The 15,220-nt window shown below is 55.2% G+C and carries 13 protein-coding genes; 4 read left to right on the forward strand and 9 right to left on the reverse strand.

Going from position 1 to position 15,220, the window contains the following annotated elements; all coding sequences use genetic code 11:
- Positions 1–214: 214 nt before the first annotated feature.
- Genes RGW60_RS05915 through sixA form a run of 3 tightly spaced genes read left to right on the forward strand, consistent with a single transcriptional unit; the run spans position 215 to position 2,076 of the window.
- The gene (locus tag RGW60_RS05915) at positions 215–1,237 is read left to right on the forward strand and encodes an NAD(P)H-dependent glycerol-3-phosphate dehydrogenase (RefSeq protein ID WP_322202994.1); all 1,023 of its coding nucleotides are present in this window, start codon (positions 215–217) and stop codon (positions 1,235–1,237) included.
- A gap of 42 nt (positions 1,238–1,279) precedes the next feature.
- Positions 1,280–1,624 (forward strand): DUF4389 domain-containing protein, encoded by a 345-nt coding sequence (locus RGW60_RS05920; RefSeq protein WP_322202996.1) that lies wholly within the window; start codon positions 1,280–1,282, stop codon positions 1,622–1,624.
- Positions 1,621–2,076, forward strand: a complete 456-nt coding sequence (gene sixA / locus RGW60_RS05925) for a phosphohistidine phosphatase SixA (protein ID WP_322202997.1) — start codon at positions 1,621–1,623, stop codon at positions 2,074–2,076. Before RGW60_RS05920 ends, sixA begins: the two co-directional genes overlap by 4 nt.
- A 25-nt stretch (positions 2,077–2,101) precedes the next feature.
- On the opposite strand, the gene RGW60_RS05930 is transcribed toward sixA, so the two are convergent.
- From RGW60_RS05930 to RGW60_RS05965, 8 genes are all read right to left on the reverse strand, one after another.
- Complete coding sequence (locus RGW60_RS05930) at positions 2,102–3,247, reverse strand: M14-type cytosolic carboxypeptidase (RefSeq protein ID WP_407074077.1); 1,146 nt, start codon at positions 3,245–3,247, stop codon at positions 2,102–2,104.
- 259 nt (positions 3,248–3,506) lie between these two features.
- Positions 3,507–5,498, reverse strand: coding sequence for an acetyl/propionyl/methylcrotonyl-CoA carboxylase subunit alpha (locus RGW60_RS05935; protein WP_322202998.1), 1,992 nt, complete (start codon positions 5,496–5,498; stop codon positions 3,507–3,509).
- Positions 5,495–6,310: a gamma-carboxygeranoyl-CoA hydratase gene (locus RGW60_RS05940; protein WP_322202999.1), complete on the reverse strand. Its 816-nt coding sequence runs from the start codon at positions 6,308–6,310 to the stop codon at positions 5,495–5,497. Before RGW60_RS05940 ends, RGW60_RS05935 begins: the two co-directional genes overlap by 4 nt.
- Positions 6,311–6,334: 24 nt before the next feature.
- The gene (locus RGW60_RS05945) at positions 6,335–7,942 is read right to left on the reverse strand and encodes a carboxyl transferase domain-containing protein (RefSeq protein WP_322203000.1); all 1,608 of its coding nucleotides are present in this window, start codon (positions 7,940–7,942) and stop codon (positions 6,335–6,337) included.
- Between the two features lie 95 nt (positions 7,943–8,037).
- A complete protein-coding gene (locus tag RGW60_RS05950; protein WP_322203001.1) occupies positions 8,038–9,201 on the reverse strand; it encodes an isovaleryl-CoA dehydrogenase in 1,164 nt (387 codons plus the stop codon).
- A gap of 650 nt (positions 9,202–9,851) precedes the next feature.
- Positions 9,852–10,751 (reverse strand): hydroxymethylglutaryl-CoA lyase, encoded by a 900-nt coding sequence (locus tag RGW60_RS05955; protein ID WP_322203002.1) that lies wholly within the window; start codon positions 10,749–10,751, stop codon positions 9,852–9,854.
- Between the two features lie 26 nt (positions 10,752–10,777).
- Positions 10,778–11,179, reverse strand: a complete 402-nt coding sequence (locus RGW60_RS05960) for a MerR family DNA-binding transcriptional regulator (protein WP_322203003.1) — start codon at positions 11,177–11,179, stop codon at positions 10,778–10,780.
- A 166-nt stretch (positions 11,180–11,345) separates the two neighbouring features.
- Positions 11,346–12,293 carry a LysR family transcriptional regulator gene (locus tag RGW60_RS05965; protein ID WP_322203004.1) on the reverse strand — a complete coding sequence of 316 codons (948 nt, stop codon included), beginning with the start codon at positions 12,291–12,293 and terminating at the stop codon, positions 11,346–11,348.
- Positions 12,294–12,454: 161 nt separating this feature from the next.
- Between RGW60_RS05965 and RGW60_RS05970 the strand changes: the two genes are divergently transcribed.
- Positions 12,455–13,690, forward strand: coding sequence for an acyl-CoA dehydrogenase (locus tag RGW60_RS05970; RefSeq protein ID WP_322203005.1), 1,236 nt, complete (start codon positions 12,455–12,457; stop codon positions 13,688–13,690).
- Positions 13,691–13,825: 135 nt separating this feature from the next.
- Here the strand turns inward: RGW60_RS05970 and RGW60_RS05975 are convergent, their stop codons facing one another.
- A complete protein-coding gene (locus tag RGW60_RS05975) occupies positions 13,826–15,199 on the reverse strand; it encodes a phosphate ABC transporter substrate-binding/OmpA family protein (protein ID WP_322203006.1) in 1,374 nt (457 codons plus the stop codon).
- Positions 15,200–15,220: the final 21 nt, after the last annotated feature.

A 15,220-nucleotide genomic window follows, 5' to 3' on the forward strand; every position in this document is an offset into this window, starting at 1 on the left:
CTGCATTGTCGGGAGATCGTTATCATCGAAAAACAAATTTTCGGCATCTGATGAGCACTGTCTGCGCGAGCATGGTAACCGAGGTGGAAGCAAACTCCATGTAACTTGCTCGGTATTGATCCTGCTCAATTGAACTGTCGTCAGGGCTGGTCGCGCCAGCACGGCCCCGTATAATATCGAGACCGCCAAACTTATGGCTCTAGATGGATTGGTTATGACTCAACAGCGACCTATCGCGGTTCTTGGAGGCGGCAGCTTCGGTACTGCAGTGGCGAACCTGCTGGCAGAGAACGGCTATCCAGTCAGGCAGTGGATGCGCGATCCCGCCCAGGCCGATGCCATAAGGGTGAACCGCGAAAATCCGCGTTATCTAAAAGGTATCAAAGTGCACCCGACGGTGGAGCCGTTGACGGACTTGGTGACTACGCTGAACGACAGCGAACTCATTTTTGTAGCTTTGCCTTCAAGTGCGCTGCGTGCAGTGTTGGCGGAACACGCGCCACGTTTGAGCGGGAAGATGCTGGTCAGCCTGACCAAGGGCATTGAGGCGCACACGTTCAAGCTGATGAGTGAGATCCTGGAAGAAATCGCTCCGCAGGCACGCATCGGTGTGCTATCGGGGCCGAATCTGGCGCGTGAAATTGCTGAACATGCGCTGACCGCCACCGTAGTCGCCAGTGCAGACGAGGACCTTTGCCAGCAAGTTCAGGAAGTCCTACATGGGCGGACCTTTCGGGTCTACGCCAGTTCTGACCGGTTTGGTGTGGAATTAGGCGGCGCTTTGAAAAATGTCTACGCGATCATTGCCGGGATGGCCGTCGCGCTGGGCATGGGTGAAAACACCAAAAGCATGTTGATAACTCGTGCCTTGGCCGAGATGACTCGCTTCGCCGTGAGTCAGGGCGCCAACCCGATGACTTTTCTCGGCCTGGCCGGTGTGGGCGATCTTATCGTGACGTGCTCATCGCCCAAAAGCCGCAACTATCAGGTGGGTTTTGCTCTTGGTCAGGGGTTAAACCTAGAAGAGGCCGTAACTCGTTTGGGCGAAGTAGCGGAAGGGGTGAACACTCTGAAGGTGCTTAAGGTCAAATCTGATGAGCTACAGGTCTATATGCCGCTAGTGGCAGGCTTGCATGCAATTCTCTTCGAGGGCCGTACGCTCAATCAGGTTATTGAGGTATTAATGCGTGCCGAACCAAAAACCGATGTCGATTTCATTTCGACCAGTGGGTTTTAAATGTGCCACTGATTACTGAACCCACAGAAAGCAGGTGAAGTTTTGAACGAGTCCAAACTCAAGCAGCATGAATCAGTTTTGCTGCGCGTTATGTGGATGCTGCTATTCGTGCTCATTTGGCAACTGGCCGAAGTAGTGCTCGGTTGCGTAGTCCTGGTGCAACTGGGCTATCGATTGGCTTATGGCGCACCGAGCGGCAGTCTGATGAATTTCGGTGACAGCGTCAGTCAATACCTAGCTCAAATTGGACGGTTCGGGACCTTTCACAGCGATGAAAAACCGTGGCCTTTCACTGACTGGCCAGCGGCTCGCTCCCCGGCAGGTGAAGTGCCACATCGCGTACCGCCCGCAGCACATCCGGCCCGTGATGAGGAACCGAAGCTATGAAGTTGTGGATATTGCGCCATGGCGAAGCTCATTCTCAGGCGCGCAGTGATGCCGAGCGGGAGTTAACGCCCCATGGCAGAGGCCAAGTACTGAGCAGTGCGGCGCACCTGTTAGGTAAACCGCTTACCCGAATCATCGCCAGCCCTTATGTAAGGGCGCAACAGAGCGCTGAGTTAGTGCATCAGGTCTTGGGTTTCAGCGAACCAATCCTGACGGTACCTTGGCTGACACCAGACAGCGACTCGCGAATGGTACTCAACCAGTTGGATAAATACTCGACCGAAGACGTGCTGTTGGTCAGCCACCAACCGTTGGTGGGCTCGTTGGTAGGCGTGTTGGTTCACGGCCATTACCGCCAGGCACAACCTATGAATACTGCAAGCCTAGCCGAGTTAGAAGGAGATTTCCCTTTGGCGGGCCTCATGGAGTTGCGCACCGTTCGTCACGTTTGACCACTAGCGATCTTCGGTCACTGTTTCAACGCAAGACTGGAATCATCTCTGCAATTGTCGTCAACACATCCTTGGCCAGTTGTTTGGAGCGCCTACCCGACCAACCTGTCACCGCATCCGGTGCATCGTCGTTGTCTTTGAACGGCATTTCCAAGGTCAGTGCCAAGCACTTATAGCGCTCGCCGGTGCTGTTGCAAGCCAAGTTCATGTTGGCTTGGCCAGGCCGCGCACGGGGATAGCCATAACGCGATTGGAAGTCCCGTGTGATTTCGCTCAAGCGGCGGCGGAAATGCTCTTCCAGTTGCTGCTGATGTGGCGTGTAGCCAGGGTTGCCCTCGCAGGCGGCGGTGAATATGTAAGGAATCTCCTCATCACCGTGTACATCAAGGAACAGATCGACACCGTACTGCTCCATCTGCTGACGAACGAAAAACACTTCCGGGCTCAGCGCCTCGGTGGAATCTTGCCACGCACGGTTAAGGTCTTTACCCATGGCGTTGGTGCGCAAATGGCCATGGAATGAGCCGTCCGGATTCATGTGCGGCACCAGATATAGATTGGCCATCGACAGCAATTGCGCCATTACCGGGTCAGCGGCGTCCTGCAACCGCTCGATCAATCCCTCCATGAACCATTCGGCCATGTGCTCGCCGGGGTGCTGCTGGGCAATGATCCAGATATTGCGCTTGCCCACCGAACCATCACCTTTGCGCAGCAACTGAACGTCACGGCCTTCGATGCTCTTGCCGGTCGCGATCAGTTCTAGGCCGGCTTTATTGATGGCCTGCTCGATCAACCCGTCGTGACGCACCCGGCTATAAGGTTCGAAGTAGGCGAAATAGATCTGCGAATCACTTGGATCGATGCTGAAATCAAGGGAGGAGCCGTCATAGGTGGTCGGTACGCGGAACCAGTTTTCATGGTCATAAGACGCCACGACGTTGTAGCCGCTCCAGGCGCGGCTATAGCTGGATTTACCCGCATTGCCGAGGCTAAATGCATGCGTATGACCTATTTGCAGGTTCTCAACTTTGAAGTGAAACCACTGAAAGTGCGGGCTAAGCGTGTCTGGGCGAATTGCCAGTAAGGTGTGCGATGGGTTGCTGGCGTCGATCACTTCGATGTTGCCGCTGTCGAAATCAGCGCTGATTTTGAGAGAGGTCTGAGTCACGATTGTTTCCTGAGTACGGCAGTGCCAAATAAGCCCGGTACTCTACACCATAGAAACGAATGCAAAAAAAAGACCCGGCAAAAAATGCCGGGTCAAACCGTGATTAGCCTGATGAGGAGATAACCCGAGAGCCGACCTAAGGCTCTTGAATTACCAGACTGATCTTGCGATCAGTTGCCGCAATACTAATCGTTATCATTCGTAAGTAAAGGCTTTTTTCTCTCTACTTAAGAAATATTCTCAATGGCGAGCGGCGGGCTTATAGCGTCAACGGGCTTTCCAGCTCCACCAACGTCGCCCCTTCACTGACCATCTCGCCCTCAACGCAATAAATCGCTTTGACCACACCGGCATGGGGGGCCCGAATGCTGTGTTCCATTTTCATGGCTTCCAATACCACCAGCTGGGTGCCGATATCGACGCTTTGCCCGACCTCAATCATCACCCGCACGATGCTGCCGTTCATGGGCGCGGTCAGGCCACCCTGTTGAGTATGACGGGCCTCAACCTCGGCAATTGGATCAAGGCGTTTGATCGTATGCAGTTCACCGCGCCAATTGAGATACAAGGTGTCGCCACGACGGATTGCAAGATATTGCCGTCGCACGCCGTCGAGCTCGATGACCAGTTGTTCGCCAAGCAATCGCGCTCTACTTGGGCTGCTGTAGCGTAGTTGAATCACCTGCTTCTGGTTGTTACAGCTCAAATGCAGATCGATCTCGGCCGGTACGCCAGCGCGTAAGCCTTGGTTACTGGACCAGGGCGAATGCAGATCATCCTGACGGACAGGGTTCGCTTGGCTTTGGCTGAAGGCTTCGCCAGCTGCCTGCCAAAACTCAGCCGACAGTTCACCGGCTGGCTGCAGCAATTGCGCCTGATAATGCGGAATGAAATCGGTATCCAGCTCCGCCGCAGCAAACGCCGGGTGGGCAATGATACGCCGCAGAAACGCCAGGTTCGTTTTCAGGCCGCCAATGACAAATTCGTCCAGCATCGCCAGCAAGCGCAACCGCGCTTGTTCGCGGGTTTCACCCCAGGCAATCAGTTTGCCGAGCATCGGGTCATAGAAGGACGAAACGCTGTCGCCTTCAGCCACGCCGCTGTCCACCCGGCGACCAGGGCCGGCCGCAGATTCACGGTAGAGCGCCAATGTGCCGGTGGCTGGCAGGAAGTCGTTGGACGGGTCTTCCGCGTAAAGCCGAACTTCGATGGCATGCCCGATCAGCGGCACTTGCGCTTGAGTAATGGGTAGCGGCTCGCCTTGCGCCACGCGAATCTGCCACGCCACCAGATCAAGCCCGGTGATGGCTTCAGTGACCGGGTGCTCGACCTGCAGGCGCGTGTTCATCTCCATAAAGAAAAACTCGCCGCGTGAGTCGAGCAAAAACTCTACGGTACCAGCCCCTACATAGCCGATGGTCTGGGCCGCACGCACGGCGGCTTCGCCCATGGCTTGACGCAGTTTAGGGCTAAGACCGGGAGCCGGAGCCTCCTCAACGACTTTTTGATGGCGACGCTGAATCGAGCAGTCGCGCTCGTTGAGGTACAAACAGTTGCCATGTTGATCGGCAAACACCTGGATTTCCACGTGGCGCGGCTTGAGCAGGTATTTCTCTACCAACATCCGCGATTCACCGAACGACGACTGTGCTTCCCGCTGAGCCGAAGCCAGCGCTTCGGCCAGATCACTGACCTGTTCGACAACCTTCATGCCTTTGCCGCCGCCGCCCGCGGTGGCTTTGAGTAATACGGGGTAACCGATGCGCTCAGCGGCTTCGCTAAAGGTTTCAAGATCTTGTGCGGCACCGTGATAACCCGGCACCAAGGGTACGCCAGCGTCTTCCATCAACGCTTTGGCGGCGGACTTGCTGCCCATGGCGTCAATGGCCGAGGCGGGCGGGCCTAGAAAGATCAGCCCGGCACTTTCGATGGCTCGGGCGAATCCGGCGTTTTCCGATAAAAAGCCATAACCGGGATGGATTGCCTGGGCGCCGCTGGCGTTAGCGGCAGCGATCAATTTGTCGATCAGTAAATAGCTGTCCGCTGCTTTTGTGCCACCCAAGTCGACACAGATATCGGCCTCACGAACATGCCGCGCCTCGCGATCTGTGGCGCTGTGCACGGCAACGGTGGTCAGCCCCAGCGCTTTAGCGGTGCGCATGATACGGCAGGCAATTTCGCCCCGATTGGCCACCAGAATCCGCGTCAGCAGCGGGGCAGCGTTCAAGGGAGGCTTTGGCGATGCGCTCATGGGCGCGGTTCCTTGCTGAGTTCAGGTTGCCACGTGGGTGGGCGCTTTTCCAGGAAGGCGCGCAAGCCTTCCTGGCCTTCCGGGCTGACGCGAATCCGCGCGATGGCATTTTCGCAGTAACGGCGCAGGGCAGGGGTCAACGCACCGTTACCCACTTCTCGTAATAAGTCTTTGCTGGCTCGCATTGCTTGCGGACTGTTAAGCAGCAGGTTGTCGATCCATTGATCGACCCGCTGTTCAAATCCGGCGACTGGATAGCTCTCGGCCAGCAAGCCGATCTCCCGAGCGCGAACCCCACTGAAACGCTCGGCGGTCAAGGCATAGCGTCGGGCGGCGCGTTCGCCAATCGCTTGCACCACAAACGGACTGATAACGGCCGGGGCCAAGCCGATGCGTACTTCCGACAGGCAAAATTGCGCATCGTCGGTGCCTATGGCTATGTCACAACAACTGATTAGTCCCAGCGCACCGCCGTAAGCTGCACCCTGGACGATAGCTACGGTAGGGATTTTCACTTTGGCCAAGTTGTACATCAGCTCAGCCAATTCCCGGGCGTCGTCCAGATTGGTGTTGTAATCCAGCTTCGCCGATTCCTGCATCCAGGCCAAATCGGCGCCGGCGCTGAAGTGCTTGCCGCGGCCTCGAATTAACATGAAGCGCAGGCTGGCATCACTTTGAACGTCATCAAGCGCCAAGATCAGCTCGCGGATCATCTGCGCGTTAAAGGCGTTGTTCTTGTCCGGGCGGTTCAACCACAGGGTGGCAAAACCTCGTGGGTCGGTGTGCAGTTCCAAGGTATGGAAGTCGTTCATGTTCACTCCTTTGGCGAGGCCCGGTTACATCCGGAACACGCCGAATGTGCTCGGCTCTATGGGTGCGTTCAGCGACGCGGACAGTGCCAGCGCGAGAATGTCGCGGGTTTGCGCGGGGTCAATTACACCGTCGTCCCACAAGCGGGCACTGGAATAATACGGATGGCCCTGATGTTCGTATTGATCGAGAATCGGTCGTTTAATCTCGGCTTCTTGCTCGGCACTGAATACCTGACCGCTGCGCTCGGCCTGTTCGCGCTTGACCTGCACGAGAACGCCGGCCGCCTGTTCGCCGCCCATCACGGCGATCCTTGCGTTGGGCCACATCCACAGGAATCGTGGGTCGTAAGCGCGGCCACACATGCCGTAATTACCGGCGCCAAAGCTGCCGCCAATGATGACTGTGAATTTCGGCACCTTGGCGCAGGCCACTGCGGTGACCAGCTTGGCACCGTGTTTGGCAATGCCTCCTGCTTCGTATTTCTGACCGACCATAAAACCGGTGATGTTTTGCAGGAATAGCAACGGGATGCCGCGTTGGCAGGCCAACTCAATGAAATGCGCGCCTTTCTGCGCGGATTCGGCAAACAGCACGCCGTTATTGGCCAGGATCGCAATCGGGTAGCCGTGCAAATGGCCAAAACCGCACACCAGCGTGGTGCCAAACAAGGCTTTGAACTCATCGAATACTGAACCGTCCACCAACCGCGTGATCACCTCACGCACATCGAACGGCTGCTTGGCGTCAGCTGGGACTACCCCATACAGTTCTTCGCTGTCGTATAACGGAGCAATCGGGGCGAGGGTGTTCAGCGCACCTTGTTTGCGCCAGTTAAGGTTGGCTATGCTGCGGCGCGCGATGGCCAGAGCGTGCTCATCGCTGTCGGCGTAGTGGTCGGCGACGCCGGAAATCTTGCAGTGCACATCGGCACCGCCAAGGTCTTCGGCGCTGACGACTTCACCGGTGGCGGCTTTTACCAAAGGTGGGCCTGCGAGAAATATCGTTGCCTGTTGCCGGACCATAATTGCTTCGTCGGCCATGGCTGGGACGTAGGCACCGCCAGCGGTGCACGACCCCATGACCACCGCGATCTGCGGGATGCCCACTGCGCTCATATTGGCTTGGTTAAAGAAAATTCGACCGAAATGTTCCCGGTCTGGAAAAACCTCGTCCTGCCGGGGCAGGTTGGCACCTCCGGAGTCCACCAAGTAGATGCACGGCAAACGGTTTTCCCGGGCAATGGTTTGCGCCCGCAGGTGCTTTTTCACCGTTAGGGGGTAATACGAGCCGCCTTTTACCGTCGCGTCATTGGCGACGATCATGCATTCGACTCCTTCAACGCGGCCGATGCCGACAATCAACCCGGCCGCAGGGACGTCCTCCCCATACACCTCATACGCCGTTAGTTGTCCGATTTCGAGGAAGGGCGAGCCGATATCGAGCAAACGATTGATGCGCTCACGAGGCAGTAATTTGCCGCGGGAAGTGTGACGTTCCTGAGCCTTCGGCCCACCGCCTTGATGAACTTTAGTGAGCAACTGACGCAAACTTTTAACGTTTTTCAGCATTGCGGCGCCATTGAGTGCGAACTCAGGCGAGCGGGTATTGATCTGAGTGTGCAGGATGGTCATGGGCAACTCCGTATAAGTTGCAAGCTTGAAGCTGCAAGCTGCAAGGATCGACCGGAGCCACCTGCTGCTTGTTGCTTATAGCTTGCCGCTATCCGTTATTTTGTTTCATTGAACAGTTCGCGACCGATCAACATGCGGCGAATCTCGCTGGTGCCAGCGCCGATTTCGTACAGCTTGGCGTCACGCAGCAGCCGACCGGCCGGAAATTCATTGATGTAGCCGTTTCCACCCAAAATCTGGATAGCGTCCAGCGCCATCTGCGTGGCGCGTTCGGCGCTGTACAGAATCACCCCGGCGGCGTCTTTACGTGTGGTTTCGCCGCGTTCGCAGGCTTGGGCCACGGCATACAGGTAGGCGCGGCTGGCGTTGAGCTGGGTGTACATGTCGGCGACTTTGCCCTGAATCAGTTGAAACTCACCAATGCTTTGTCCGAACTGCTTGCGATCGTGGATGTACGGCACCACCACGTCCATGCAAGCTTGCATGATCCCGGTCGGACCGCCGGAGAGCACAACGCGCTCGTAATCAAGGCCGCTCATCAGCACCTTGACGCCGCTATTGAGTACGCCGAGCAGGTTTTCTTCTGGCACTTCAACGTCATCGAAGAACAGTTCGCAAGTATTGGAGCCGCGCATTCCGAGCTTGTCGAACTTGGGGCCGCGGGAAAAGCCCTTCCAGTCGCGCTCGACAATGAAAGCACTGATACCGTGAGCACCTTTTTCCAAGTCGGTCTTGGCATAAATCACGTATGTGCTGGCGTCGGGACCGTTGGTGATCCACGTTTTGCCGCCGTTAAGCACATAGCAATCGCCGCGTTTGTCGGCGCGAAGTTTCATCGACACCACGTCGGAACCGGCATTCGGTTCGCTCATGGCCAGTGCCCCGACATGCTCGCCACTGATCAGCTTGGGCAAGTACTTGGCTTTCTGTGCGGGGGTACCGTTGCGGTTGATCTGGTTCACGCACAGGTTTGAATGCGCGCCATAGGAAAGGGCGACCGACGCCGAACCACGGCTGATTTCTTCCATGGCGACCACGTGGGCCAGGTAACCCATGCCTGCGCCGCCGTATTCTTCGTCGACGGTAATGCCCAGCAGACCCATGTCACCGAACTTGCGCCACAGGTCAGCCGGGAACAAGTTGTCTTTGTCGATCTGCGCGGCGCGGGGGGAGATTTCAGCGGCGACGAAGGATTGAACTTGATCGCGCAACATGTCGATGGTTTCGCCCAAGGCGAAGTTAAGGCTCGGGTAGCTCATGGATGTGCCTTTTCTATTATTGTTTGAAGTGTGATGTTCACCTTTACGTTAACGTAAGCCCGAGAGGGTTTGTGTGTCAACGGGAGACTGGAGGGAGTGAGGTTTTTCAACGGATGGGCATAAGCCAGACAGCACGAAGGGGAGCCCAGGCTCCCCTTCAAGGTTTTTTGTATGCTCTTTTTATTATTCGAGGGCGGCCTGTTTTTGTTTTTGGCGACCAGTCCCTTTCACTGCTTTTTTAATCGATCCCCATTCAGGATCAAGAGCAAACGTATTTTTTTGAGCGCTGATACTGCTTTTATCAATATCGATCCAACCAGTGCTGGAGCTACCTGAAGTAGTTTTATTATTCTCTGTCCGGTTGCGGGACCGAAATCCCTGAAAAACCATCCACTCCAAAAAGATCTGTTAGCTGCGTCTCTGTCCGTGTTGTTTTTGTTATGTCAGAGCCGATACGTATTGTTTTTATTGGGTACTGCTTCGTTTTCTTATTTTTGTTGTACAAGAGACATAGCAGGAGCCGTGCCAATTTTGTAAATACTTAAAAATCAATGGCTTAAATGAATACCGTTTATTCGGCTCTTGAGGTGTGAATAGAATATGTTTCCGTGTTACCCGTTTCCGGTAACCGCTCATCGTTGGGGTAACACTCAGATTGCCAGTCGTGCCTTTGCCACTCTTGAGCCGCTAGGACGCCCTAACACGTCGCATATCCGTTGGCCGGCATCGATCAATAGGTCGAGATCCACTCCGGTGTCGATGTCCAAGCCGTTGAGCATGTACAGCACATCCTCGGTGGCGACATTGCCGCTAGCGCCCTTGGCGTAAGGACAACCACCCAGCCCGGCGACAGAGCTGTCGAACACTTGAATGCCTTCAAGCAGGCTGGCGTAGATATTGGCCAGCGCCTGTCCATAGGTATCGTGGAAATGCCCCGCCAGTTTTCCCCTGGGAATTTTCCCGGCCACGGTATCGAACAGTGTGCGTGTTGCGCTTGGCGTGCCGGTGCCAATGGTGTCGCCCAAGGAAATCTCATAGCAGCCCATGGCGAACAGCTCATTGGCAACAGACGCCACTTGTTCCGGGGTTATTTTGCCTTCGTATGGACAACCCAGTACGCACGAAACGTAACCACGTACCGGCATGCCATGCAGGCGTGCGGCTTCCATGACCGAAGCAAATCGCTCCAGGCTTTCGCTGATTGAGCAATTGATATTGCGTTGTGAGAAAGACTCGGACGCGGCGGCGAATATCGCTATCTCAGTCGCGCCTGCAGCCAAAGCGTCTTCGAATCCTCTCAGATTCGGCGCGAGTGCCGCGTAGGCGACGCCATCCTTGCGCTGGATTTGAGCAAAAACGTCCGCGGAGCCCGCCATCTGCGGCACCCATTTGGGCGAGACAAAACTGCCTACTTCGATGTAACTCAAACCTGCGGCGCTGAGGTCATCGACCAAACGTACTTTCGCGGCCACGCTGACTGGCTGAGCTTCATTCTGCAAACCGTCACGAGGGCCGACCTCTACAAGGCGTACACGTTGAGGCAGGGGCATGGCATCACCTTATAAGTATTTGAGATTTACTCAGTAACATTATGATTTTTAATGGAACGCTCCAGCGCAGACAAGCAGCGCTCTTCGGCGGTATCCAGTTCAAGCTGCATTTGCTGAATGTCGAGCAACTGCTGTTCCAACTGAGTACGGCGTTCACCGATCTTGCCTAGCATGGTGTGCAGTTGCTTTTGATTGTCCCCGCGAGGATCGTACAACTGGATCAATTCGCGGCATTCGGCTAGAGAAAAGCCAATGCGTTTTCCGCGCAGGATGAGTTTCAAACTGACTTTGTCGCGGGTCGAGTAAATCCGCTCAAGGCCACGCCGCTCGGGGGCGAGCAGACCTTGTTCTTCGTAGAATCGAATTGCGCGGGTGGTGATGTCGAGCTCGCGGGCGAGGTCGGAAATGCTGTAAGTCTGGCTGCTCATGGACGCGCTCGGGGTTAACGTGGGGTTAACCTAAAGTGTGCTTGACGTATACGTCAAGCACTGAGCTGCGCAGTCATCTGCCTTACTCAGTAGTAATCGCTAAAACGCGCGCACTTATTGGGTTAGAAACGACATTAACTTGCAGATAAAAATTATTATTAATTAATCAGTTAGCAGAAGTATCTAAAGCTTTATCGAGTTTTTTATCGTGCGCCGTCACTTGCTGGCACAGTTCGATCATTTGTTCACGCATCCAGCGGTTGGCCGGATCCTGATCGGTGCTTTCGTGCCAATAAAGGTGAGTTTCCACCTGTGGCACGTCGTTGACTGGCAAGTTGAAATAATGAAGTTCATGTCGTCGAGCGAAGCGCTCCGGGACCGTCATCACCATGTCAGTCTGTTGTAGCACTTGCGACGCCATCAGATAGTGCTGCGAACGCAACGCGATCTTGCGTTGAATACCCATTTTGCCCAATGCCAGGTCGACATGGCCCAAGCCACTGCGGCGGCTGGAAATATGGATGTGCGTGAGGGACAGGTAGTCGTCGAGTACAAACTTTTCTTTGGTTGCCAGCGGATGGCCTTTGCGCATGGCGCACACATATTTGTCACCCATTAGCTTGACATGACGCACCTGGGGATCGGTATTGAGCGGTGCGTCTACGGCGAAATCCAACCGTCCAGCAGCGAGTTCTTTAGTGGTTTCCCGGCGCTTGGACAAGAAGCTTTCGATGATCACCGCAGGGGCCAGCCGACGCAGGCGTTGAAACAGTGCTGGCAAGATCACCGCTTCAGTCAAGTCGGTCATGCTGATGCGATAGGTCTTGTTGGCCTGTAGCGGGTTGAAAATACGGCTTTCTTGCACCGACACTCGTAGCAGTGATAACGCATTGCGTACCGGCCCGATAATGTTCTGCGCCATTGGCGTAGGGACCATGCCCTGAGCCGTGCGCACGAACAACGGGTCGTTGAAGGTCTCGCGCAAACGAGCCAGGGCGTTAGACACCGCAGGCTGAGTGATGCCGACTATTTGCCCTGCGCGAGTCAGATTTGCTTCGGTATAGATAGCATCAAACACAATAAAGAGGTTTAGGTCGACTTTGCTCAGATTCATTCCATTGTGCTCTCATGTTGTTTTTGTTGTGACTTGCCTAGCTCGATCATATATCGGTTATGAATGTTTATACACGCTGAGAATAGGTTAGATAAATGCTCCTTGCTGATCTAGCATCGAATTCATGTTTTCACTCACCTCATTTCAGAAGGTAGTTGCCCATGGATTTCGCTTATTCCCCTAAGGTTCAGGAGCTGCGTGAGCGTGTTATTGCGTTCATGGACGCCTATGTTTATCCGGCTGAACCCGTGTTTGAACGTCAGGTTTCTGAGGGTGATCGCTGGCTGCCCACTGCGATCATGGAAGAACTCAAGCTCAAGGCCAAAGCTGAGGGGTTGTGGAATTTGTTCTTGCCTGAATCGGAGCGGGGGGCCGGCCTGACCAATCTGGAATACGCGCCACTTGCTGAAATCATGGGTCGTTCGTTGCTCGGGCCAGAACCATTCAACTGCTCGGCACCCGACACCGGCAACATGGAGGTGCTGGTGCGCTACGCCAACGAAGCACAAAAGGTGCAATGGCTAGAGCCGCTGTTGCGCGGCGAAATTCGTTCTGCGTTCGCTATGACCGAGCCAGATGTAGCGTCCTCCGACGCGACTAACATGTCCGCTCGTGCGGAGCGGGTCGGTGACGAGTGGATAATTAACGGCCGTAAATGGTGGACCTCGGGTGCTTGTGACCCGCGCTGCAAAATCATGGTGTTCATGGGTTTGAGCAATCCTGATGGCCCACGTCACCAGCAACATTCGATGATTCTAGTTCCCACCGACACGCCGGGCGTGACCATCGTCCGTTCGTTACCGGTATTCGGATATGACGACGCGCCCCATGGCCACGCCGAAGTGCTGTTCGAAAACGTCCGGGTGCCCTACGAGAACGTATTGCTGGGTGAAGGTCGCGGTTTTGAAATCGCTCAAGGTCGCCTCGGGCCTGGCCGAATTCACCACTGCATGCGCTCCATTGGTATGGCAGAGCGGGCGTTGGAATTGATGTGCAAACGAGCAATCAACCGTACGGCATTTGGTAAACCGTTGGCGCGGCTGGGTGGCAACATCGACCTCATCGCCGACTCGCGAATGGAAATCGACATGGCGAGGCTGCTGACGCTGAAGGCCGCATACATGATGGACACCGTGGGCAATAAAGTGGCAAAAAGTGAAATTGCCCAGATCAAAGTGGTCGCGCCAAACGTAGCGCTGCGAGTTATTGATCGTGCAATCCAGATCCATGGGGGCGCCGGGGTTTCCAACGATTTCCCGCTGGCCTACATGTACGCCATGCAGCGCACACTACGCTTGGCTGACGGTCCTGACGAAGTACACCGCGCCGCCATCGGTAAGTTTGAGATTGGTAAATACGTACCCAAAGACATGTTGCGTGGTGAACGTCAGGGATAAATAACCCGTTTACGTCCGGTGTAGGACCAATGTGGAGAACCTGTGGGTGCGAAGAAATAACGCGGTGGTCCAGGCACACCGCGTAGCCTTCTTCGACAATCACAATTCGCGCCTACAAAACCTTACCCTAGCGCGTCAGTACACCCACACCTCCACCCTGCGATTCTTGATCCGACCTTCGTCGACATTGTTAGCCGCTACGGGCATTTCATCTCCGAAACCACGGATGTCGCGAAAATTCACACCACTCTTGACCAGTTCTCTACGTACGGCCATGGCGCGGAGCTTGGACAATAATGCTGCACGAGTAGGGTCACTCTTTGGGTCGCCAAAACCCACAAGCGTAACCTCGCCGCTTAGCTTGTCGTGGGCCTTCAAGTAAGCCAGAACCCGCCTCAGATCGCGCTGCGCTTTGTTGTCCAGGAGTGCGCTGCCTTGAGCGAAACGAAAATTTACTGACAATCGTTGCGCTTTTTTAACGATGGCTTGGTAATCAGCGGGCATTTCGGCGGAGACCTGTACCTTAACGGCCTGCACAGTCTGAGAAACAAATCCGCTGTTGGCGACGATCGCCTGACCTTTCGTGCTTTGCGCGAACTGCACCAGCGCTTTAGCCCAGGGCTGGTCGCTTAAAGGCGGCAAGTAGAAGTAAAGCCGCCTCGACAGCGGGTAGTCTTCGGTCGCTATCAGACTGATCGTTGGCAGCATCGGTTTAGAACCGCCGTCGACAATCGCAACTGCCTGTGACTTTCGTACGTAAGGCAGCCCAATAAAACCGATACCGCCCCGGTCTTGGCTGACCTCATCGGATAATTGCTCGCTGGACTCGAAACGCTTCGCGTTACGCGCAAGAATTTTACCGTTCTTGACCAATACCAATTCGTTGAACGTATCGAAAGTGCCGGACTGATCATCGCGAGCGTACAGGTGGATTGCACCGCCCGTTCCCCCCAATTCTTCCCAACTGTGAACCTCGCCCGAAAAAATGCGCGCCAATTGTTCAGTGTTCAACTGATGCAGGGGATTAGCTGGATGCAAAATGACGGCTACGCCGTCGATGGCGATAACTTGTTCAGCATTTGAGCTTTTCAGATCGCCCAGCAGTGCCAAATCACTTAGCTCACTTTGTTTAATAGAACGAGAAGAAGCCGCCAAGTCTGCGGATCCAGTCTTCAGCGCGCTAAAGCCGGTGCTGGAACCGTGGGCTGCAACCTCAATCAACACCCGATGGCCGTCGACTGTTAGCCCCGTCACCCGCTGTTCATTTTCATGCGTCCCGGGTTCGATATGTACATCATGAATACCTTGCGCCTGATAAAGACCCTCAACCAATGCCGGACCCAACTTGGCGCCAATGGTGTTTGAGCCTTGAATACGCAAAGCGGCTAGACCATCAGCAGGCAAAGGCAGTGCAGCAAAGACCGGACCGGGCAGGGCAACGCTCAGCAGACCGAGGAGTATTTTCGTAGCGCGTTTGCGAGATTGACTGGCGAACAGAGCGCACTGCATGTGCGGCACCTTATTTAAACA

It is taken from the genome of Pseudomonas sp. AB6 (assembly GCF_034314105.1).
Lineage (GTDB): Bacteria > Pseudomonadota > Gammaproteobacteria > Pseudomonadales > Pseudomonadaceae > Aquipseudomonas.

Bases quoted from the DNA above. Each gene is read 5' to 3' on its own strand.
- RGW60_RS05915 (WP_322202994.1), top strand. From the start codon at position 215: ATGACTCAACAGCGACCTATCGCGGTTCTTGGAGGCGGCAGCTTCGGT.
- sixA (WP_322202997.1), top strand. From the start codon at position 1,621: ATGAAGTTGTGGATATTGCGCCATGGCGAAGCTCATTCTCAGGCGCGC.
- RGW60_RS05935 (WP_322202998.1), bottom strand. From the start codon at position 5,498: ATGAGCGCATCGCCAAAGCCTCCCTTGAACGCTGCCCCGCTGCTGACG.
- RGW60_RS05940 (WP_322202999.1), bottom strand. From the start codon at position 6,310: ATGAACGACTTCCATACCTTGGAACTGCACACCGACCCACGAGGTTTT.
- RGW60_RS05945 (WP_322203000.1), bottom strand. From the start codon at position 7,942: ATGACCATCCTGCACACTCAGATCAATACCCGCTCGCCTGAGTTCGCA.
- RGW60_RS05950 (WP_322203001.1), bottom strand. From the start codon at position 9,201: ATGAGCTACCCGAGCCTTAACTTCGCCTTGGGCGAAACCATCGACATG.
- RGW60_RS05955 (WP_322203002.1), bottom strand. From the start codon at position 10,751: ATGCCCCTGCCTCAACGTGTACGCCTTGTAGAGGTCGGCCCTCGTGAC.
- RGW60_RS05960 (WP_322203003.1), bottom strand. From the start codon at position 11,179: ATGAGCAGCCAGACTTACAGCATTTCCGACCTCGCCCGCGAGCTCGAC.
- RGW60_RS05965 (WP_322203004.1), bottom strand. From the start codon at position 12,293: ATGAATCTGAGCAAAGTCGACCTAAACCTCTTTATTGTGTTTGATGCT.
- RGW60_RS05970 (WP_322203005.1), top strand. From the start codon at position 12,455: ATGGATTTCGCTTATTCCCCTAAGGTTCAGGAGCTGCGTGAGCGTGTT.
- RGW60_RS05975 (WP_322203006.1), bottom strand. From the start codon at position 15,199: ATGCAGTGCGCTCTGTTCGCCAGTCAATCTCGCAAACGCGCTACGAAA.